This is a genomic window from Ralstonia sp. 110700041-2 (assembly GCF_056280165.1).
In genome coordinates, this window is record NZ_JBSFAI010000015.1 from 152928 (window position 1) to 172592 (window position 19665).

Below are 19665 nucleotides of genomic sequence, written 5' to 3' on the forward strand. Positions count from 1 at the left end.
CGTAATCGACGCGAACAGGCAGCCTAGCGGGCGAAGTTGACGCCAGCCTTACCGGACTCTGGGGAATCAGGCGTCCGCCGGACGGCGGCACCCATGGCTCGATTTGTCTCCCTGTCGCCGCTGTGGCGCCTGCGTGGGCGCCGTCATGCGGCTTGTCGTCCTCGCGATTATGCCATGCCGGGGCCGGGGTTTTGGCAGCCCCGCGCGCAAACTTCAGAGAAATGCGGGCTCAGGGGCCGTCCTGCGCCAGGAGTTCAGCCCAGGCAGCGCGTACCCGGGTAAGGTCTTCGGGGGTATCGACTCCGGCGGCGGGAGCGTCATCGGTGGTCAGCACGGCAATGCGCTCACCGTGCCACATCGCGCGTAGCTGCTCCAACTGTTCGGTCTGTTCGATGGGGGCGGCGGCCAATTGCGGGAAGCGGCGCAGGAACCCGGCGCGGTACGCGTAGATGCCGATATGGCGCAGCACGGGCATGGCCGGCAGCGGGCGTTCCGCAACGGACCCGGCCATGACGGCGGGCGTCCAGGTGTCGCGCGCCCACGGCAGCGGTGCGCGCGAGAACAACAGTGCGCGATCGGCGGCGTCGAGCACCACCTTGACGACATTTGGATTGAATACGTCGGCCGGGTCGTGGATCGGATGCGCTGCAGTGGCGATGGCGCAGTCGGGGTGGTCGCGCAGATGCGCGGCCACGTTGTCGATCAGCGTTGGGGCGATCAGCGGTTCGTCGCCTTGCACGTTGACGACGATGGCGTCATCGGGCAGCCCCAGCACGGTGGCCACTTCGGCCAGACGGTCGGTGCCGGATGCGTGGTCGGCACGCGTGAGCACGGCTTCCACGTGATGCTGCATGCAGGCGTCGGCGACCGACGCCGCATCGGTGGCAACCACCACGCGCGCGGCAGACGACTGATGCGCGCGTTCAGCCACGCGCACCACCATCGGCTTGCCGTCGATGTCGGCCAGCGGTTTGTTGGGCAGCCGCGTGGACGCCAGCCGCGCGGGAATGACAGCGATGAACGGCGCGTGCGACATGACGGTGACCTTCGTATCAGGCCGGATCGACCGGCGTGCCTTCCACGGTCTGGCGTGCTTCATCGGCCAGCATGACGGGGATGCCGTCGCGGATCGGGTAGGCCAGCTTGTCGACGTGGCAGATCAGTTCGTTGTTGGCGCGGTCGTGTTGCAGCGTGCCCTTGCACAACGGGCAGACGAGGATTTCCAGCAGGCGATTGTCCATGGCGGTAGAGGCTCCGTGGCGGCCGCTCAACAGGTAGGGCGGCGCGCCGGTACAGCGGAAGGGGTGGCGTTATTGTGCGCTTGCCTTGAGCGTTGCGCGATCGGCCAGGGCGCGCACGCGCTGGCAGACCTGTTCGACCAGCGCCGGGTCGACCACCGGTGTGGTCGGCACCACCCAGATGCGCGGGTCGTCGAGATGGCCGCATTTTACGGCATCCTTTTCGGTGATCAGGATGACCTCGGCGTGGCTGTCGGTGAAGGGGTTGTTGGCGAAATCGTAGTGGTCGGGCAGCGGCAGCGTGCTCGGCTTGAGGCCGGCGGCACGCAGCGAGGCGAAGAACCGCTCGGGGTTGCCGATGCCGGCCGCAGCCAGCAATTGACCGCCTTCGATGCGTGCGAACTGAGCCAGCGGGCGGCGCAGCGCGGGGTCGGCCAGGTTGTAGGCGTCCTGCAGCTCGAGGCGCATGCCAAAGACGTTCGGGCGGTCGGGCGTGGCGCGGTAGTTGGGGTCGTTGATGAGCGTGGCGTCACGGCGGCGCGTCATCGGCTCGCGCAACGGGCCGGCGGGCAGCAGGAAGCCGTTGCCGCCCATGCGTGTGTCGAACACGATGATTTCGATGTCGCGGCGCAGGCGGTAGTGCTGCAGGCCGTCGTCGCAGACGATCACGTTGCAGCCGGGGTGCGAGGCCAGCAGCGTCTGCGCGCACAGCACGCGGTCGGGGAAGACCCACACCGGCAGATCGGTGGCGCGGGCGATGAGCAGCGGTTCATCGCCGACGTCTTCTGCGCGGGAGTGTTCGCGCACGGGGCGGGGATGCTTCAGTTGTGCGCCATAGCCGCGCGAGACAATGCCCGGCCGCAGACCCGCTTCAGCCAGCGCCGAGGCCAGCGCAATCACGGCGGGCGTCTTGCCGGCGCCGCCTACGGTGACGTTGCCGACCACCACCACCGGCATCGGTAGGCGCACCGAGCGCAGCACGCCAGTGCGGAACAGCAGCCGGCGCAGCGCGCTTACCCCCCCGAACAGCCAAGACAACGGCCACATCACCCACGCAAACCAGCCGCGTTGCTGCCATTGGCGGGTGACGAAGCTGGCGAGGCGGTGCTGGGCGACGGGCATGCGGCGTGATGGTGGTTGAGAGACGGGTCTCTTAGCGGGCGTTGCCGGTTTGCGTGGCGAAGGTCAGATGCGAGAGACCGGCCACCCGCGCCGCTTCCATCACATTGACCACCGCCTGATGTGCGGCCTGCGCATCGGCGTTGACGATGACGATGGGCTCGGAGCCGCCGGCCTTACCTGCGGCATTGCGCAGGGCATCGGCCAGGCTGGTGACATCGCGGGTGTCGAGCACTTGCTTGTCGACGGAGTAGACGCCGTTGGCGGTGACGGACACGACGATCTGACCCGGGCGCTCGGTGGCCTTTTCAGCCTCGGCGGTCGGCAGGTTGACCTTCAGTTCTGTGTAACGGGAATACGTGGTCGTGATCATCAGGAAGATGAGGATCACGAGCAATACGTCGATCAGCGGGATCAGGTTGATCTCCGGCTCTTCGCGGGCACGGCGCGGGCGGAAGCGCATGGCTGTTTCCAGTGAGGCGTTGCCCGGATCAGCCGCGCCGCGGCGGCAGGATCGCGTCGAGGTACGTGGTGGACAGATGCTCCAGCTCGACCACGTAGTTATCCACCACGCCACGGAAGTAGCGCCAGAAGATCAGCGTCGGGATGGCCACCACCAGGCCCAGCGCCGTGTTGTACAGCGCGACCGAGATACCGTGCGCCAGCGCCTGCGGGTTCGTGCCTGCGGCGGTCTGGCTGCCGAAGATCTCGATCATGCCGACCACCGTGCCGAACAGGCCCATCAGCGGCGCCACCGAGGCAATCGTGCCGAGCGCGTTCAGATAGCGCTCCAGGCGGTGCGCCACGTTCTGGCCGGCTTCTTCCACCACTTCCTTGGCGGCATCGCGCGTGGTGTTCGGATGCAGCACCACATGGCGCAGCGCAGCGGCCAGCAGGCGGCCCAGCGGCGAGCCCTGTTCCAGCGTGTTCACCACTTCTGGGGTGGCGCGGCGCTGATGCGCGACGGCCAGCGCCTCGTCATACACCTTGGGCGGAATGATCTTCTTGTGTTGCAGGGCGACGAAGCGTTCGATGATGAGCGCGAGTGCGAGCACCGAGGCGATCAGCAGCGGCCAGATTGGCCAGCCGGCGGCTTGAATGATGGAAAACACTGGACAACCCGTTTTGTCGTTGTGGAGGAGTGTGATTCTGTTCTGGTTTGCTGCTAGTGCCGTCCGCGTCCCCGAACGCTGTTCGTTGCGGCAAAAACAGGCAGCACTCTAGCGCGTCGGACCTGCCACGGCAACACGATGGCGCAGCATCGCGACAAGCGCAGACGATGGTCAACGCGCTGTCACGAAAGATGCTGGCCGCGGCAATCCACAGCCAAGCGGGACAGTCTTGTGGACGGGTTGTGGACATTGCCCGAACAAGCAAACTAAGTGCTTGATCTGAAAGGGAGTTCGGTGCCGTGCTTAAAAAGTATGCAAACGGCATTTCGGTGGTCAATCCATGAACAAGCGCTGTGGGGCCCGGTAAAACGGCGAGTAATCCCCACCGCTGCGGGACAGTTGTGTGGATGGGTTGTGGACATTGCCTCAACAAGTACGTTAAGTGCTTGATCCAAAAGGAAGTCCGATGGCGTGCTCAAAAATGATGCAACCGGCGTTTTGGCGTTGATCAGGAGAAAAATGAGGGCGTGCTTCAAAAAACCGCCAGGAAATCCACAGCGATCCGGGACAGTCTTGTGGATGGGTTGTGGACATTGCCCGGACAAGCAACTTAAGTGACTGATTCAAAAGGGTGTTCGGCACTTCGCTTAAAAGTTGTGCAACCGGGGGGAGGCTCAAAAAAATGGGGATGCTCGCCGCGAACGTGTGAGAATCGACGGCCGATTTATCCACTGCCCGGGCGTCACACCACGGTTTTCCAGCGCCGCTGTGGATAACTTTGTGAACATCCCTGGGGCGCTTGCGCTAAATGGTTGACGCAGAACGAAATTACTTGCGCTGCTGAAATTTTGACATGGGTGGATTTTTCATAAGAATCAAAGGGTTGCGTCAAGATGCACAGAGCGCGTCACCTCACCTCTGTCAAGCTTGACAAGCACGTTATGCTGTGGACAGGTAGCCCGGCCAGCGTGAGTTGCCTCCCCTATTCAAGGTAGATGTCGCCCCAAAGCCTCATTTTTTTGCGCTCCTCGCACCACTTATGACCCCGCCACCGTCTTCCCGCCGCCCGTTTTGGATGGATGCCACTGCACCCACGGCCACATCCGCGCCGGAGGTGTCGGCTGCACCTGATGCCGCGTCAGCACCGAACCGGGGCGGGCAGGAGGTGCTCTCCGTCAGCGATGTCAATCGCCGCATTGCGGGGCTGCTTGAACGCAACTTTCCGCTGGGCTGGGTGCGCGGCGAGATCTCGAACTTCACGCGCGCGGCCAGCGGCCATTGGTATTTCTCGCTCAAAGATGCAGCCGCGCAGATCCGCTGCGTGATGTTCAAGGGCCGCAACCAGTACGCCGATTTCACCCCGCGCGAAGGCGAGGCCGTGGAGGTTCGCGCGCTGGTCACGCTGTATGAAGCGCGCGGCGAACTGCAATTGAGCGTTGAAGCCATCCGCCGGGCAGGCCTGGGCAATCTGTACGAGGCTTTCCTGCGGCTGAAGGCCGCGCTGGAGGCGCAAGGCCTGTTCGACGTCGACCGCAAGCGGCCGCTGCCACGGCATCCGCGCGCGATCGGCGTGGTGACGTCACTGCAGGCGGCGGCCTTGCGCGACGTGCTGACCACGCTGCGCCGGCGCGCGCCGCATGTGCCGGTGGTGGTGTATCCCGTGCCGGTGCAGGGTGCCGGTGCGTCGGAGCGTATCGCTGCCATGCTGGAACGGGTCAATGCCCGGGCAGAGGTCGACGTTGTCATCCTGTGCCGGGGCGGAGGCAGCATTGAAGACCTGTGGGCCTTCAATGAAGAACCGGTGGCCCGTGCGGTGGCCGCATCCGAAATTCCCATCGTGGCAGGTGTCGGGCATGAAACAGATGTGACTATCGTCGACTTTGTGGCCGATGTGCGCGCACCCACCCCGACTGCTGCGGCCGAACTCGTCAGCCCCGATCGTGCCCGCATGCTGCGCGATGTGGGCCGCGACTGGGATGCGCTGTCCGCCCAGTTCCGCCGCCAGCTCGATCGCCGCGCTCAGACCGTCGATTGGCTCGCGCGCCGCCTGCGCAGCCCGCAGACCCAGATGCGCGAACGCCGCACGCAGCTCGCCCACCTGGAGGGCCGCCTGCGCTTTGCCCTGACGGGCCGCGTGCAGCGCGCGGAACATCTGCAGCGTCTGCTGACGATGCGTCTGGCGGCAGCCCGCCCCGACGCCACGCGAGAGCGCACTCGGCTGGACCAAGCCGAAGCAACGCTGGCACGCGTCATGCGACACACGCTGTCTCGCGCCCAAGAACGCCTGGCACGTCAGCACACCGGCCTGGAACTGCTGGCGCCGCAGCGCACGCTGGAGCGCGGCTATGCGGTGCTGCTCGACGCCAAGGGCCATGCCATACGCGATCCGCACGCACTGCATGCCCGGGCACGGATCGAGGCGCGACTGGCGCAGGGTACGGCCGACATCGAAATCGCCTGCGTGCAACCGAAGCTCGAACTGTGACCGGCGCATGACCTTATAGCGGAAATGATCGCGATTCCGCACGCGTTTAGCGGTTATTCCGTCTATTTAGCCCGCGGTTTGCGCCGGTTTTGCAAGTCTCCTACAATCGTCGCTCCCAACCTGTACAACCCACAGAAGGCAAGAACAATGGAACACACGCTCCCCCCGCTGCCGTACGCCCAAGACGCTCTGGCGCCGCACATCTCCAAGGAAACGCTGGAGTTCCACTACGGCAAGCACCACCAGACCTACGTCACGAACCTGAACAACCTGATCAAGGGCACCGAGTTCGAGAACCTGAGCCTCGAAGACATCGTCAAGAAGTCCTCGGGCGGTGTGTTCAACAACGCCGCACAGGTCTGGAACCACACGTTCTACTGGAACGGCCTGAAGCCGCAAGGCGGCGGCGCTCCGACCGGCGCGCTGGCTGACGCCATCAACGCCAAGTGGGGCAGCTTCGACAAGTTCAAGGAAGAGTTCACCAAGACGGCTATCGGCACGTTCGGTTCGGGCTGGGCCTGGCTGGTGAAGAAGGCCGACGGCTCGCTGGATCTGGTGTCGACCTCCAACGCCGCCACGCCGCTGACGACCGACGCGAAGCCGCTGCTGACCTGCGATGTGTGGGAACACGCGTACTACATCGACTACCGTAACGCCCGTCCGAAGTACGTCGAGGCGTTCTGGAACCTGGTCAACTGGGACTTCGTTGCCAAGAACTTCGCCTAAGGCGAATCGCTCCGGCGATCCAAGAAAACCTCCGCACCAGCGGAGGTTTTTTTATGCGCGCACGCTGCCCAGCATGTCGTGCAATTCATGGCTCATCATCGCCAGGAACACGACCAGGCCGATGTAGTAGACGGTGTAGGTCAACCGCGATTCGTTCGAGATGCTGTAGTACGCGCGGTTTTCCGGCGCGTGTGGGTCGTACCGCCAGGCCTTCATCAACTGCGGCACGGCCAGCACCGCAATCAGGATCAGGATCGGACTCGGCCGCCAGATGAACAGCGCCACCAGCACCGGTACGCCCAGAAACCAGATGCGCGGCGACAGCACCGCCGTAATCCGTCCACCGTCAAACGGCGAGAGCGGGATCAGGTTGAACAGGTTCAGGAAGCAGCCGGCGTAGGCCAGGGCCAGCAGCAACTGGCTGTCGGTGTAGCGCGCGAGCCCGTAGCAGAGCATCGCGCCGACCGTGCCGGCGACGGGGCCCGCCAGGCCGATATGGGCCTCGGTTTCTACATCCATCGGCTGCTCTTTCAGGTCGATCCATGCGCCCACGAAGGGGATGAAGGTGGGCGCTCCCACGGCCAGCCCGCGCTGCCGCGCCGCCATGAAGTGGCCCATCTCGTGGATGAACAGAAGCACCACGAATCCCACCGCATAGCGCCAGCCGAACACGAAGGCATAGGCGACCACCGACAGCAGCATCGTGCCGCCGGTGGTCAACAGCTTGCCGAACTTCAGCGCTGAAAACAGCAGGATCAGCAGCTTGGCCACGGCTTATGTGCTCGGCTTGCGCTTGAAGAACTTGGCGATGGCCGCTCCAAAGCCTGCCACCGCCAGGATCGCCACCTTGGCGAACTTCGCCAGGAACCCGGCGATCACCGCAAACAGGCCCAGCTTCTTGGCGGCGATGCCACCGACCAGCGCGGCCAGACCGTACTCGGCCACCTTATCGGTCTTCGCGTTGAAATCGGTGTAGCGCTTGCCGTCTTTGAAATCGAGATCGGCGAGCAGCTTTTTCACGGCGGGCTTGTCGGCGTCGATGTGGTTGCGGCCGGTGATCAGGTTCAGGCTGATATAGCCGTCGCGCCCCAGTGCGTAGGTGTTGTAGTTGACCGCACCGGGATCATCGGCCGGCTGGCCCTTGGAGCGTGCAGCCATCGACCAGATGAGGCGGTGCGTGGCGGCTTCATAGTGCGGACGCTCGACCCAGCCCTGGATTTCCAGTGCGGGGATGCCGCGCTTCTCGCGCTCTTCGTTGGCGGCGGCGGTGCCTTCCTTGAGCGATTTGTACAGATCGTCGACGTTCCAGTCGCGGGCGTCGTCGTCCTTGATGTAGCCCGAGGCCTCGTACTTGGCGACGACCATCCATTCGTCTTCGTCGCTAGTGGGCATGACCAGGCCGAGCATGTCGGGGTTGTTGCTGTTGCCCATGGCGTGCATGAGCTGCCCGGCGGCCGGCTGCGGAATGAACACCTCGTTCTTGCCGATCTTCAGTGTGGCCTGGTCACGCAGTTCGATCGACGTGGGGCCGACCCTCGCGGCGGCCTTGGCGGCCGCCCACGCCTGCTTCATTTCCTGTTGCCGATCGCTGGCCTGTTGCGCGTGGGCTGCCGTAGCGCCCGTCAAGCCCGTTGCGCCTAGCACCGCCGCGCACGCGAGCGCGCTCGCGCAGGCGCGCAGCGCGCCCTGAAACCCCTTGCCCATGTGCTTCTCCCGAAGATGTTCTTATGTGTTGATTGGCTCGATTTTTCTGACGCTTTGGCAGCCGCCAAAGCGGTCTGCAAGCTGCGCGGAAGCATAGCGGGAGCGGGGCGCTGGGCTGTTAATGGGCGTTAATGAAGCCGTGAGGATTACGGTTGAAGGCCCATCTGCCGCAGCAGCGTCTGGTTGTCTTCCAGGTGCCAGTTCTCGGCGATCTTGCCGTCGGCAATCCGGTACAGGTCGAAGGCCTGGAAATCGATCGGCTGGTTCTGCCCGTGCGTGCGGCCAAACTCGCCGGTGAAGTGTCCGCGAAAGCGCAGGTGAACCGAGACGCGGTCGCCGGCGACGACCATGTCTTCGATCGCCACGCGCATGTCCGGCACGGCCGTGCGGAACGCCTTGGATGCGTCGAGCGGACCTTGCGTGCCCTGCACGCGCCCCGCTGGCAGTGTGCGGTCGACAAAGGACGGTGACAGCGCTTCGGTGGCATAGCGCGCATCGCCGGTATGCCAGAAGGTGGCGTAGCGGCGCGCTGTCAGCACGGCGGCCGCGGCCTGCGGCGTGTCCGCTGCGGCGACGTGGTCCGGGCGGATGAGGTCTGCATCGGACGTTGACGCAACCGCGGCCGGAGCAATGACGAGCGCAATCGGCAGCGTCAGCACGGCGGCTGCAAGCAGGGCGGGGCGGATGAGCATGGTGGACTCCGTTGGTGGTGAAGCGCTGCACTGTAGATTTCCAATCGCAGACGATAAAGGTCTCGTGAGTCGATCTGGTTTCAATCCGGATTTGATGATCGACTGCCATGCCGGTCGCCCGCACGAACGCAATGCTGCGCACGTGATAGTCGGTATCGCGCGCCCAGCTGCGTTCAAATGGTCCGCGCCGCGCCAGGTTTTTCTAGACTGGCCCTTCATCGAACAGACGCATGAAAAACAAGGGAGGGGACGGTGGATCTGAGCTACATCCTGTCGCGCACGGAGCGCGGCACGCAGGAACTGCAAACGCGCAGCGGGCACGTCACGCATCGGCAGCGGGCGATCCTGCTGCTGGTCAATGGCGAGCGCTGTGCGGCGGACATCCTGGCGCAGTTGAGCAGCGCCGGCCCCGATATCGACGACCGTGCCGAAGACCTCGCGCGCCTGATTGCCGACGGCTATGTCGCAAGCCGCGCGCCAACCAAGGTGGTGCCCAAGCCCAAGACGTCGCCCCAGCCGGCGCCTGCCACGCCATTTGCGCCGCGCCATGTGCGGCAGGCTTCGATTGCGGACTGGCGCCTGAGCCAAGCGGGCGCGTTCTCGGCCTTGCAGCGTTATCTGGCCGAAGGTCCGGAAGCGCCGATCGACTTTCTCAACGGCTTGGCCGCCCCGCTGTACACCGCGCTGACGACGTGCCGCAGCGAGGCATCGGCCCACGCCGTCGTCGCGTTTCTGGAAGCGCGCCTCGAGGAGGAGGCCGGGAATGTGACCGCGGCGTCCTAGGTGTAAATACTGAATTCGCAATCCATTCCCGTTGGGTGGGAATGTCACGTTGATGTATTGAGAAAATCGTCGCATTCTCCGTCGCAACATCACTCGACGGAGTTTCGCGATGACCGAGCCGGGCCAGGCACCTTCACCAGCTCAATCCGCTGCCGCTACCAGCGGCTCGGACCGCGTGCTGATGGTGCTCGCCACCATCGCGCGCCACGGCCGCCCGGTTGCGGCGCGCGAGCTGGTCGAACTGACCGGCCTGCCGCAGAGCACGCTCTACCGTCAGGTCGCGATGCTCAAGCGCTGGGGGTTCGTGCTCGAATCGGCCGGCACCTATGCCCCGGGGCCGATCAGCTTGCAGCTCGCACTCGGTTTCGACCACGCTTCGCATCTGGTGCAGGAAGCGCGCATTGGCATGGCCAAACTCGTGGTCGAGTCGGGCGAATCGGTGGGGCTGGTCGTGGCCGTGAAGGATCAGGCCGTCTGCCTCGAGATGGTCGAGAGCCAGCAGTCGCTGCGCTGCTCGTTCGAGAAAGGGCGCGGGGTGCCCCTGCTGGCCGGCGCTTCCGCCAAGTCGTTGCTCGCCTTCATGCCGCCCGCTGCGGCGCGCGCCATCCTCGCTGACTTGCTGGCCGTCGATGCCGACACCCAGGCGCAATTGCAAGCCGAACTCAATGACATTCGCGCCGCCGGTTATGCGCTGTCCGAAGGCGAGGTCGACCCGGGCGTCTGGGGCGTGAGCGTGCCGGTGTTCCGGCTGCCCGGCCACGCGCTCGGCTCCATCACATTGATGGCGCCTGCAACGCGCGTGCGCGGCAAGGAGCAGCGCCTGATCGACATGACCGTTGCAGCGGCTGCGTCCATTTCTGCGCGATTGCAGGACCTCTGAATTTTCGATTTTTCCGCTTCGTTTTTTTCTCACCCCACATGCATCACACAAGGAGACCACTCATGGGGAATCGTCGTCAGTTCATGCATTCGATGCTGGCTTGTGCCGTGGCGTTGTCCGCTGCGGCGTCCTTCGCAACCGCTGCGCACGCTGCTGGGGAGCCGTTGCGGGTGGCTACCGACGCCACGTTCGCGCCGATGGAGTTTGTCGAAAACGGCAAGCGCACCGGCTTTGATGTGGACCTGATCGATGCGCTGGCCCGCACCCTGGGCCGCCCGGTCGAGTGGACCGACATCGACTTCAAGGGCCTCGTGCCGGGCCTGATCTCGCGCCGCTTCGACGTGGCCATTTCGGGCATCTACATCACGGAAGAGCGCAAGAAGGTGGTGGACTTCACGGTGCCGTACTACCACGGCGGCCTGGTCGCGCTGGTCAAGCAAGGCAACACGGCCATCAAGACGCCGGCGGATCTGAACGGCAAGAAGGTCAGCGTGCAGGTGGGCACCAAATCGGTCAACTACCTGCGCGAGAACTACCCGAAGGTCGAACGCGTGGAAGTCGAGAAGAACAACGAGATGTTCAACCTCGTCGAGATCGGCCGGGCCGATGCCGCTGTCACAGGCCGCCCCGCCGCCGCGTACTACGTGAAGGCGCGTCCGGGCCTGCGCCTGGTTGAGCCGGCACTCACCACCGAGGAATACGGCATCGCCGTGCGTCGCGATCAGCCCGAATTGACCAAGGCACTGAACGCCGCGCTGGAGAAGATCAAGGCGGACGGCACGTACGACCAGATCGTCAAGAAGTGGTTTGGCACCACCGCGAAGTAACGACCGGACACGCTGATGGAACTGGATTTTTCTCCCGTCTGGGCCGGATGGCACGACATCCTGCGCGGTGCGATCGTCACCGTTGAGGTGACGGCCGCCGCGCTGGTGCTCGGTTGCGTGCTCGGCTTGCTGATCGGCATCGGGCGGCTGAACCCGCGCCGCCGACTCATCTACGGCATCTGCACGGTGTACGTGACGTTCATCCGTGGCACGCCGCTGCTGGTGCAGCTCTTCCTGCTGTTCTTCGGGCTGCCGCAGTTCGACATCCTGCTGCCGGCGTTTGTGTGCGGCGTGCTGGGGTTGGGCGTGTATTCGGGCGCTTATGTCTCGGAAATCGTGCGCGGTGCGATCCAGTCGGTGGATCGCGGGCAGATGGAGGCGGCACGCTCGATCGGCATGTCGTCGGCGCAGTCGATGCGCGCCATCATCCTGCCGCAGGCCGTGGTGCGGATGATCCCGCCGCTGGGCAACGAGTTCATCGCGCTGATCAAGAACTCGGCGCTGGTGTCGCTGCTCACGATCCACGACCTGATGCACGAAGGGCAGAAGATCATCAGCGTGTCGTATCGCTCGCTGGAGGTGTATCTGGCGATTGCGCTGGTGTACCTGGTGCTGACCAGTGCCGCCAGCTATCTGCTGCATCGGCTTGAACGCAACATCCGTGCGGGAGGCATGGTGCAATGAATATGGCGAATGCGAACCCGCAAACTCTGAAATCTGCGCTGGATGTCCCGATGATCCAGATTCGCGGGCTTACCAAATCGTATGGCGATCACACCGTGCTCAAGGGCATCGACTTCGAAGTCGACGCCTCGCAGGTGGTGGTCGTAATCGGCCCCAGCGGCTCGGGCAAGAGCACGTTCCTGCGCTGCTGCAACGGGCTGGAAATAGCCGAAGGCGGCACCATCGACATCTGCGGCAAGCGCCTGATCGACGACGGCAAGTTGCTGCCCGATGGCGAGTTGAACCAACTGCGGCAGCAGGTTGGCATGGTGTTCCAGTCGTTCAACCTGTTCCCGCATCTTTCTGTGCTGCACAACGTCACGGTGGGCCCGCGCATGCTGAGTGGCAAGTCAAAGCACGAAGCTGAAACGGAGGCGCGCGAGCTGCTGCAGAAAGTGGGCCTGGCACACAAGGCCGATGCGATGCCCGCAAGTCTCTCGGGCGGCCAGAAGCAGCGCGTGGCCATTGCCCGTGCGTTGGCCATGCGGCCCAAGGTGATGCTGTTCGACGAGCCGACCTCCGCGCTTGACCCGGAACTCGTGGGTGAAGTGCTGCAAGTAATGAAGCTGCTCGCCAAGGAAGGCATGACGATGTTGGTCGTCACGCACGAGATGGGTTTCGCGCGCGAGGTGGCCGACGTGGTGGTGGTGATGGACGGCGGCGGCATCGTCGAAGCCGGGCCGCCGTCGGTCATCTTTGGCGAGCCCAAGGAAGCGCGCACGCGTTCGTTCCTGCAAGCGGTGCTGACACGCGCATGAGGACGATGTTCGATGCCTCCGTCTGGCAGGGGCGTGACGACACCGGCGAGCGCGGTGACGTGACGCGCCTGTTCCAGGTTGTGCTGTCGCATGATGCGACGACGTTGTCCGGCGTGCCCGCGCTGCTGGGCTTTGCGTGCGATGCGGGCGTGGTGCGCAACCACGGGCGTGCGGGTGCGGCACTGGGCCCGCGGGAAATTCGCCGTGCGTTGGCCAACGTGCCCGCGCATGGCCTGTCGGTGCTCGCCGACGCGGGCGATGTCACGTGTGACGATGGCGATCTGGAAGGCGCGCAAGCCACACTTGGCGAAACTGTGTGCGAGTTGCTTGATGCCGGCGCGCGCCCGGTCGTGCTCGGCGGCGGCCACGAGGTTGCCTTCGGCACCTACCAGGGCCTGCGCCAGCATTGGCAGAAGCAAGGCTGGTGCGGGCGTCTTGCGGTCGTCAATTTCGATGCGCATTTCGACCTGCGCACGAGCCGCCCCGGCAACTCCGGCACGCCGTTCGACCAGATCGCCGAAGACTGCGCCGCGCACGGCATCGACCTGACGTATTGCTGCCTCGGTGTGAGCCGCCTGTCGAACACGCCCGCGCTGTTCGACCGCGCCGACGCGCTGCACGCGCACTACGTGGAAGACACCGTCATGCAGGAGCGGCACCTCGATGCGCGCACGGCCGATCTCGATACATGGCTGGCTGATGCCGATCACGTCTACCTGACCATCGACATGGATGTGCTGGCCGCCGCCGTGGCGCCGGGCGTTTCCGCACCCGCGGCCTATGGCATCACGCTGCCGATGCTCGAAGCCCTCGTGCAGCATGTCTGCGCCACCGGCAAGGTGCGCGTGGCGGATATCGCCGAGACCAACCCCGAATACGATCAGGACCGTCGCACCGTGCGCGTTGCGGCGCGTCTGGCCTATCACCTGTTGCGCCGTCCATGAAACTGATTCCTGCAGTTGCAATGCGCCGCATGCCGTGGAAGAACGGCGGCGGTGTCACGACTGAAATCGCCATCGCGCCCGCTGGCGCGACGCTCGACAATTTCGACTGGCGCGTGAGCACCGCGCAGGTCGATGCGGCCGGGCCGTTCTCGCGTTTTGCCGGCATTGACCGATCGCTGGCGGTGATTGCGGGCGGCCGGCTGACGATGCATCGCGCCGACGCCGAAGCTCTGACGCTCGCGCCCGGCGAGGCACCCGCGCGCTTTCCCGGTGAAGTCGATGTGCATGCCACGCTCGATGCGCCGCTGTCGGATTTCAACGTGATGACGCGGCGCGACGCCTGGGCGCATCATGCCGAGGCGATCGCGCTGGCAGCCGGCGAGCGCCGCTCGCTGCCGCGCTTGCACCGGCGGGGCATGCAATGGCTGGTGTATTGCGTGCACGGCGTGTTGTCGATCGGCGCTGACGATGTCCCGCAGGGCGCCGCGGCATGGCTCGATGCAGAGTGCGATGCTGACACGGTTGTCGCGCGTGTCGGTTCGGTCGGTTACCTGGTGGGCTTGTGGCCGGTCGCCTGACGTAGCGCCAGGTCAAACCAAATGCACCAAAAGAAAAGGGACCCCGTAGGGTCCCTTGCAAGTCTCCCGGTCCGGCATGCATGCCGGGCTCGGCAGAAGACTCTTACTTCTTCTTGTTCACGGCGTCCTTGAAGCCCTTGCCAGCCGTGAACTTCACGGTCTTGGTTGCCGGGATCTTGATGGCTTCGCCGGTGCGCGGGTTGCGGCCGGTGCGTGCAGCACGCTTGCCCGACGAGAACGAACCGAAGCCAACCAGCGTGATGGTGCCGCCCTTGGCGACGGTCTTCTTGATGTTTTCCAGCGCGGAGTTCAGCGCGCGCTCGGCGGCGGCGTTGCTCAGTTCAGCGTCTTTCGCAATGGCGGCTACGAGTTCGGATTTGGTCGTCATGTCAGTTCCCCACTTCAGGTTTGTTGGACAGCGTTGTACTGCGACCCGTTTTATATCACCGTTGCGAAGGGTTGCACATCCCCTAACTGCAAGGGTTTGCGGGCCGTTGCTTGCAGCCGACACTTGTCCCGCCTGGGTTTGCGGGCGAGCATCCGGGAAACACCCTATACCGACGCGGTTTGTTTGCATTTCCGCCAGCGTTCTTTACGCCGGAAACGCACCGAAAGCGCGCAGGCAGCACGGCAGCGAACCGGTTCGTCAGACGCCGTACACTGTGTCCCAGCGCCTGTGCCAACTTCATGGAGAACATCATGTCGAGTGCGCAAATGCCTGTCGGACAAGGCTTCGCGGCGGGCGGCGAAGCGCCGGAGCAACCGCGCGGACCGTCCGTTCTGGTGGCCGGCGCCAACGGGCTGGTGGGCCGCGCGGTGGTGCATCGGCTCGTTGCGCAGCCGTGGGCGGGCGGCGTGACCGCGCTTGTACGGCGGCGCGGGGCCTTGACAGCAGGGCAGGCGGCGCCCGGTCGATTGCGCGAATGCGTGGTCGATTTCGATCGCCTCGATGCGCCCGAAACCCAGTCTGCGTTTGCCGCCGATATCGTTATCTGCGCGCTTGGCACGACGATCCGGCAGGCCGGTTCCCAGGCGGCATTCCGGCGCGTTGATGTCGCGTATCCGGCTGAACTGGCGCGGCGCGCGTTTGCCGCTGGCGCGCATCATTTTCTGCTGGTGAGTGCGTTGGGCGCCGATGCGCGCTCGCGGGTTTTCTACAACCGCTGCAAGGGTGAGGTGGAGGCCGAAATCTTGTCGATCGGCTTTCCGTCGGTGACGGTTGTCCGGCCTTCGCTGCTGCTCGGCGCGCGCGCAGAATTTCGGCTGGGTGAACGCATTGCGCAAGGCCTGTCGTGCGCAATCGGATGGATGGTGCCCAAGACGTGGCGGCCGGTGCCGGCGGAATCGGTTGCGGCGGCGCTCGTCATGGCGGCGCGGGTGGATGCGCCCGGTGTGCGTGTGCTGGAGAACGCGGCGTTGCTTGCCGCAAAAGACGAACGGCCGGTGGGATGATCCACCGGCCGTTGTTCGGCCTAGTTTCGTTTCGGGGCTATTTCACGCGATCATTTTTCGATCGGCTTGCCCGTGCGGTCGTGCATCAGCGCCAGCGCAAACACGCTGATGATGGCAGCGGCCATCACGTAGTACGACGGTGCGAGCTTGCTGCCCGAGCTGGCAATCAACCACGTCACGATCAGCGGGGCAAAACCACCGAAGATGGTGACCGCCAGGTTGTACGAAATCGACAGGCCGGTGGAGCGTACCGCCGTCGGAAACTGCTCGGCCAGCACGGCCGGCGCCGGACCCGTAAACGCCGCCAGCAACACACCCAGGATCACCTGCACCTGCAGCAGCGTCTGCACCGTCGGGTTGACGTTGAGCCAGTGGAAGAGCGGATACGCCGCTGCTGCGATGACAAGCGCCACCGTGCCCAGCATGCGCTTGCGACCGATGCGATCGGACAGCGTTCCCATGAGTGGGCACAGCACGAAGATGATCGCGCCGCAAAGCGCCGTCGACTGGAACGTCGCGCCCAGGGGCAGCCCCAGCTGTTGCTTTGCATACGTCGGCATGTAGAACACCAGCGTGTAGGTGCAGACGGTCCAGAGAATCGTCACGCCCAGGCCACCCAGCACCTCGCGCGGATGATCGCGCAGCACTTGCGACAGCGGTGCCAGACGCGACTCCTTTGCCGCCTTTGCCTTCTGCGCTGCGAAGGCGGGCGGCTCGTGCAGGTGCGAGCGGATGTACATGCCGACCGGCCCGATCAACAGGCCGAACAGGAACGGAATGCGCCAGCCCCACGCATCGATCTGCTCCGGCGACAGACCGTTCGTGACGATCGCACCCATGGCGGCGCCCAGGATGAACGAGATGCCCTGGCTCGCCTGCTGCCAGCTTGCGAAGTAGCCGCGCCGTTCGTCCGGTGAATACTCGATCAGGAACGCCGTGGCGCCACCGACCTCTCCGCCCGCCGAGAAGCCCTGGATGAGCCGCGCGATCACGATGAGGATGGGCGCGCCGATACCGATCTGCGCGTACGTCGGTGCAAGGCCGATGATGGCCGTGCCGATCGCCATCAGCATGATGGTGAGCGTGAGCGCAGCCTTGCGGCCCACGCGGTCCGCATAGATGCCAAGGACGACAGCGCCGACGGGGCGCATGAAGAATCCCACGCCGAACGTGGCGACCGTGAGCATGAACGAGGTGAAGTCGTTGCCGGTGGGGAAGAACAGCTTGGCGATGATGACGGCGAAAAAGCTGTAGACCGTGAAGTCGAACCATTCGAGGCCGTTGCCGATGGTGGCGGCGATGATGGCCTTGCGTCGGGTGGCCGCAGTGATGGCGGGTGCCGGTGCCCCATCGCCGTGGGTGGGCGCTGCCGTGGCTTGCATGGATGTGTCCTCCAGTGTTCTATGGGCATCGCCTGCCTCGATCTCTCCCCAGCGTGGGCGGCGAAGCGGTCATGGTAAGTGATCCGGCAAGGATTCGCTGCGGCGGTATACGAAGTCCTTGGAATTGAAGCAACCAAACGCTGTCGAACGCATATGCACATGCGTCCAACGGAGCACATCATGAGCCGCACACTGCAACGTCGCCGTCGTGCCGTCATCCTGCCGGGCGCGGTGGCCGCGTGCGCGGTCGTCTTGCTGGGGGGTTGCGTGGTCGCGCCGTATTACGACGCCTACGGGAACCCGATCGCCCCCGCAGTCGTGGCGCCTGCGCCAGTGGCGGCGTATCCGTCCTATCCGTACGACCCCTATTACTACTACGGGCCGGCCTATTACCCAGCGCCGGTGTACCCGGCGCCGGTTTTCGGCAGCGTGTGGATCGGCGGGGGCGGCTGCTGGGGCTGCCATCGCGCCTGGGGTGGCCGCGGGTGGGGTGGTCGCGGTTGGGGCCATGGAGGGGGCTGGGGGCACGAAGGAGGCTGGGGACATCGTCATTGATCGTCATCGTCAACGTGACGAAGACGCGCATCCGGCGCGCCCGAACGCCAGTTCCGCCGCCAGTTCAATACGCGTGATTGCGTAACGGAATCTGCTGCATCGCGACATACAATCCTTCGCTCTTAAAAGAAAAGCATGCGAGGAGATTGTCGATGTCCGTCATCATCGTGCTGGCTGCGCTGGCGTTCCTGATGTTCGCCGCGTATCGCGGCTACAGCGTCATCCTATTTGCACCACTGGCCGCACTCGGCGCGGTGCTGTTGACCGATCCATCGGCTGTGGCGCCGGTGTTCTCCGGCATCTTCATGGAGAAGATGGTCGGCTTCGTCAAACTATATTTCCCTGTGTTTCTGCTCGGTGCCGTGTTCGGCAAGGTGATCGAGCTGTCGGGCTTTTCGCGCTCGATCGTCGCGTCGGTCATCCGCGTGGTGGGGGCCAAGCGGGCGATGCTTTCCATCGTGCTGGTGTGCGCGCTGCTGACGTACGGGGGCGTGTCGCTGTTCGTGGTGGTGTTTGCGGTGTACCCGTTTGCAGCGGAAATGTTCCGCCAGGGCAACATCCCCAAGCGCCTCATCCCGGGCACGATCGCGCTGGGCGCGTTCTCGTTCACGATGGATTCGCTGCCGGGCACGCCCCAGATTCAAAACATCATCCCGACCACGTTCTTCCACACCACCTCTTGGGCCGCGCCGTGGCTGGGTACCATCGGGGCGCTGTTCATCATCGTGGTGGGCATGTCGTATTTGGAATGGCGCCGCCGCGTAGCGCTGCGCAATGGCCATGGCTATGACCACGGCCTGACCAAGCTGGTGAACGAGCCCGAAACCGCCGAGACGGGCACGCTCGCGCATCCGCTCGTCGCGCTGTCGCCGCTGGTGCTGGTGGGCGTGATGAACCTGGTGTTCACGCGCTGGATTCCAGCGTGGTACGGCAAGGTCGTCACCGTTGCGTTGCCCGGCCTGCCCAAGCCGCTCACGGTTGAAGCCGACAAGCTGACCGCGATCTGGGCCGTGGAGGCCGCGCTGTTGATCGGCATCATCGTGGTGCTGGTGTTCGGCTTCCGCGCTGTGAAGGGCCGCTTTGCTGAAGGCAGCAAGGCGGCGGTGTCGGGCGCGCTGCTGGCCGCAATGAACACCGCTTCGGAATACGGTTTCGGTGGCGTGATTGCCACGCTGCCGGGTTTCCTGGTGCTGGCCGAGGGTCTGCGCGCGATCCCGAACCCGCTCGTCAATGAAGCAGTGACGGTGAGCACGCTTGCAGGTATCACCGGTTCCGCGTCGGGCGGCATGAGCATCGCGCTGGCGGCAATGGCCGATCAGTTCGTGCAGGCCGCGCAGGCGACGGGTATTCCGATGGAGGTGCTGCACCGTGTGGCGGCGATGGCCTCGGGCGGCATGGACACGCTGCCGCACAATGGCGCCGTGATCACGCTGCTGGCTGTCACGGGCCTGACGCACCGCGAAGCGTACCGCGATGTGTTCTGCGTGACGATCATCAAGACACTGGCCGTGTTCTTCGTGATTGCCGTGTTCTACGCCACCGGCATCGTCTGACGCAGACGCTGCCGCAATGAAAAAAGCCACGCAGCTACGCGTGGCTTTTTTTTGTTCGCTGACCCGTCCTGAATAAGGTTGACACTTTTTCCCCGCCAGGGAGTGAGGGTCAAGATGGACGGGCAGAAGAAGCGAACGCAGAGGGACTACACGC

The 19665-nt window shown here is 64.6% G+C and carries 22 protein-coding genes; 12 read left to right on the forward strand and 10 right to left on the reverse strand.

What is annotated here, in order from left to right:
* Positions 1-229: 229 nt before the first annotated feature.
* From kdsB to ACUXH0_RS21170, 5 genes are all read right to left on the reverse strand, one after another.
* Complete coding sequence (gene kdsB / locus ACUXH0_RS21150; RefSeq protein WP_004631801.1) at positions 230-1036, reverse strand: 3-deoxy-manno-octulosonate cytidylyltransferase; 807 nt, start codon at positions 1034-1036, stop codon at positions 230-232.
* Between the two features lie 16 nt (positions 1037-1052).
* Positions 1053-1241, reverse strand: a complete 189-nt coding sequence (locus tag ACUXH0_RS21155) for a Trm112 family protein (RefSeq protein WP_004631803.1) — start codon at positions 1239-1241, stop codon at positions 1053-1055.
* A gap of 69 nt (positions 1242-1310) precedes the next feature.
* A complete protein-coding gene (gene lpxK / locus ACUXH0_RS21160) occupies positions 1311-2360 on the reverse strand; it encodes a tetraacyldisaccharide 4'-kinase (RefSeq protein WP_012436306.1) in 1050 nt (349 codons plus the stop codon).
* A 31-nt stretch (positions 2361-2391) separates the two neighbouring features.
* Entirely contained in the window at positions 2392-2820 is a 429-nt protein-coding gene (locus ACUXH0_RS21165) for an ExbD/TolR family protein (RefSeq protein ID WP_012436305.1), read from the reverse strand.
* A gap of 28 nt (positions 2821-2848) precedes the next feature.
* On the reverse strand, positions 2849-3469 hold the full coding sequence (locus ACUXH0_RS21170; protein WP_024542269.1) for a MotA/TolQ/ExbB proton channel family protein: 621 nt from the start codon (positions 3467-3469) through the stop codon (positions 2849-2851).
* Between the two features lie 1075 nt (positions 3470-4544).
* Here ACUXH0_RS21170 and xseA point away from each other — a divergent pair.
* Both xseA and sodB read left to right on the forward strand, forming a co-directional pair.
* Complete coding sequence (gene xseA / locus ACUXH0_RS21175) at positions 4545-5954, forward strand: exodeoxyribonuclease VII large subunit (protein WP_012436303.1); 1410 nt, start codon at positions 4545-4547, stop codon at positions 5952-5954.
* A 147-nt stretch (positions 5955-6101) separates the two neighbouring features.
* Positions 6102-6680 (forward strand): superoxide dismutase [Fe], encoded by a 579-nt coding sequence (gene sodB / locus ACUXH0_RS21180; RefSeq protein ID WP_009241368.1) that lies wholly within the window; start codon positions 6102-6104, stop codon positions 6678-6680.
* A 51-nt stretch (positions 6681-6731) separates the two neighbouring features.
* Here the strand turns inward: sodB and ACUXH0_RS21185 are convergent, their stop codons facing one another.
* From ACUXH0_RS21185 to ACUXH0_RS21195, 3 genes are all read right to left on the reverse strand, one after another.
* Positions 6732-7451: a site-2 protease family protein gene (locus ACUXH0_RS21185; protein ID WP_137910864.1), complete on the reverse strand. Its 720-nt coding sequence runs from the start codon at positions 7449-7451 to the stop codon at positions 6732-6734.
* Between the two features lie 3 nt (positions 7452-7454).
* Positions 7455-8384, reverse strand: a complete 930-nt coding sequence (locus ACUXH0_RS21190; protein WP_137910865.1) for a DUF2167 domain-containing protein — start codon at positions 8382-8384, stop codon at positions 7455-7457.
* Positions 8385-8530: 146 nt separating this feature from the next.
* Entirely contained in the window at positions 8531-9076 is a 546-nt protein-coding gene (locus tag ACUXH0_RS21195) for an ester cyclase (protein WP_012436300.1), read from the reverse strand.
* Positions 9077-9328: 252 nt separating this feature from the next.
* Here ACUXH0_RS21195 and ACUXH0_RS21200 point away from each other — a divergent pair, with 252 nt between their 5' ends.
* The 7 genes from ACUXH0_RS21200 to ACUXH0_RS21230 all read left to right on the forward strand — a co-directional run bounded on the left by ACUXH0_RS21200 (position 9329) and on the right by ACUXH0_RS21230 (position 14569).
* A complete protein-coding gene (locus ACUXH0_RS21200) occupies positions 9329-9859 on the forward strand; it encodes a hypothetical protein (RefSeq protein WP_012436299.1) in 531 nt (176 codons plus the stop codon).
* A gap of 109 nt (positions 9860-9968) precedes the next feature.
* Positions 9969-10739, forward strand: coding sequence for an IclR family transcriptional regulator (locus ACUXH0_RS21205; protein WP_012436298.1), 771 nt, complete (start codon positions 9969-9971; stop codon positions 10737-10739).
* A gap of 62 nt (positions 10740-10801) precedes the next feature.
* Positions 10802-11566 (forward strand): glutamine ABC transporter substrate-binding protein, encoded by a 765-nt coding sequence (locus ACUXH0_RS21210; RefSeq protein ID WP_012436297.1) that lies wholly within the window; start codon positions 10802-10804, stop codon positions 11564-11566.
* Between the two features lie 15 nt (positions 11567-11581).
* Positions 11582-12250: an amino acid ABC transporter permease gene (locus ACUXH0_RS21215; protein WP_012436296.1), complete on the forward strand. Its 669-nt coding sequence runs from the start codon at positions 11582-11584 to the stop codon at positions 12248-12250.
* Positions 12247-13047 carry an amino acid ABC transporter ATP-binding protein gene (locus ACUXH0_RS21220; RefSeq protein ID WP_004631828.1) on the forward strand — a complete coding sequence of 267 codons (801 nt, stop codon included), beginning with the start codon at positions 12247-12249 and terminating at the stop codon, positions 13045-13047. Before ACUXH0_RS21215 ends, ACUXH0_RS21220 begins: the two co-directional genes overlap by 4 nt.
* Positions 13044-13991: a formimidoylglutamase gene (gene hutG, locus ACUXH0_RS21225; RefSeq protein WP_012436295.1), complete on the forward strand. Its 948-nt coding sequence runs from the start codon at positions 13044-13046 to the stop codon at positions 13989-13991. Before ACUXH0_RS21220 ends, hutG begins: the two co-directional genes overlap by 4 nt.
* The gene (locus tag ACUXH0_RS21230) at positions 13988-14569 is read left to right on the forward strand and encodes a HutD/Ves family protein (RefSeq protein WP_012436294.1); all 582 of its coding nucleotides are present in this window, start codon (positions 13988-13990) and stop codon (positions 14567-14569) included. The genes hutG and ACUXH0_RS21230 overlap by 4 nt, the downstream gene beginning before the upstream one ends.
* A gap of 103 nt (positions 14570-14672) precedes the next feature.
* On the opposite strand, the gene ACUXH0_RS21235 is transcribed toward ACUXH0_RS21230, so the two are convergent.
* Positions 14673-14957: an HU family DNA-binding protein gene (locus tag ACUXH0_RS21235; RefSeq protein WP_003272088.1), complete on the reverse strand. Its 285-nt coding sequence runs from the start codon at positions 14955-14957 to the stop codon at positions 14673-14675.
* A 311-nt stretch (positions 14958-15268) separates the two neighbouring features.
* Between ACUXH0_RS21235 and ACUXH0_RS21240 the strand changes: the two genes are divergently transcribed.
* Positions 15269-16021: an oxidoreductase gene (locus tag ACUXH0_RS21240; RefSeq protein WP_004631845.1), complete on the forward strand. Its 753-nt coding sequence runs from the start codon at positions 15269-15271 to the stop codon at positions 16019-16021.
* A 50-nt stretch (positions 16022-16071) separates the two neighbouring features.
* On the opposite strand, the gene ACUXH0_RS21245 is transcribed toward ACUXH0_RS21240, so the two are convergent.
* On the reverse strand, positions 16072-17403 hold the full coding sequence (locus tag ACUXH0_RS21245; RefSeq protein ID WP_004631847.1) for an MFS transporter: 1332 nt from the start codon (positions 17401-17403) through the stop codon (positions 16072-16074).
* 180 nt (positions 17404-17583) lie between these two features.
* On the opposite strand from ACUXH0_RS21245, the gene ACUXH0_RS21250 reads away from it, so the two are divergent.
* A complete protein-coding gene (locus ACUXH0_RS21250) occupies positions 17584-17958 on the forward strand; it encodes a hypothetical protein (RefSeq protein WP_012436293.1) in 375 nt (124 codons plus the stop codon).
* A gap of 152 nt (positions 17959-18110) precedes the next feature.
* Positions 18111-19511 (forward strand): GntP family permease, encoded by a 1401-nt coding sequence (locus ACUXH0_RS21255; RefSeq protein ID WP_012436292.1) that lies wholly within the window; start codon positions 18111-18113, stop codon positions 19509-19511.
* Positions 19512-19665 lie beyond the last annotated feature (154 nt).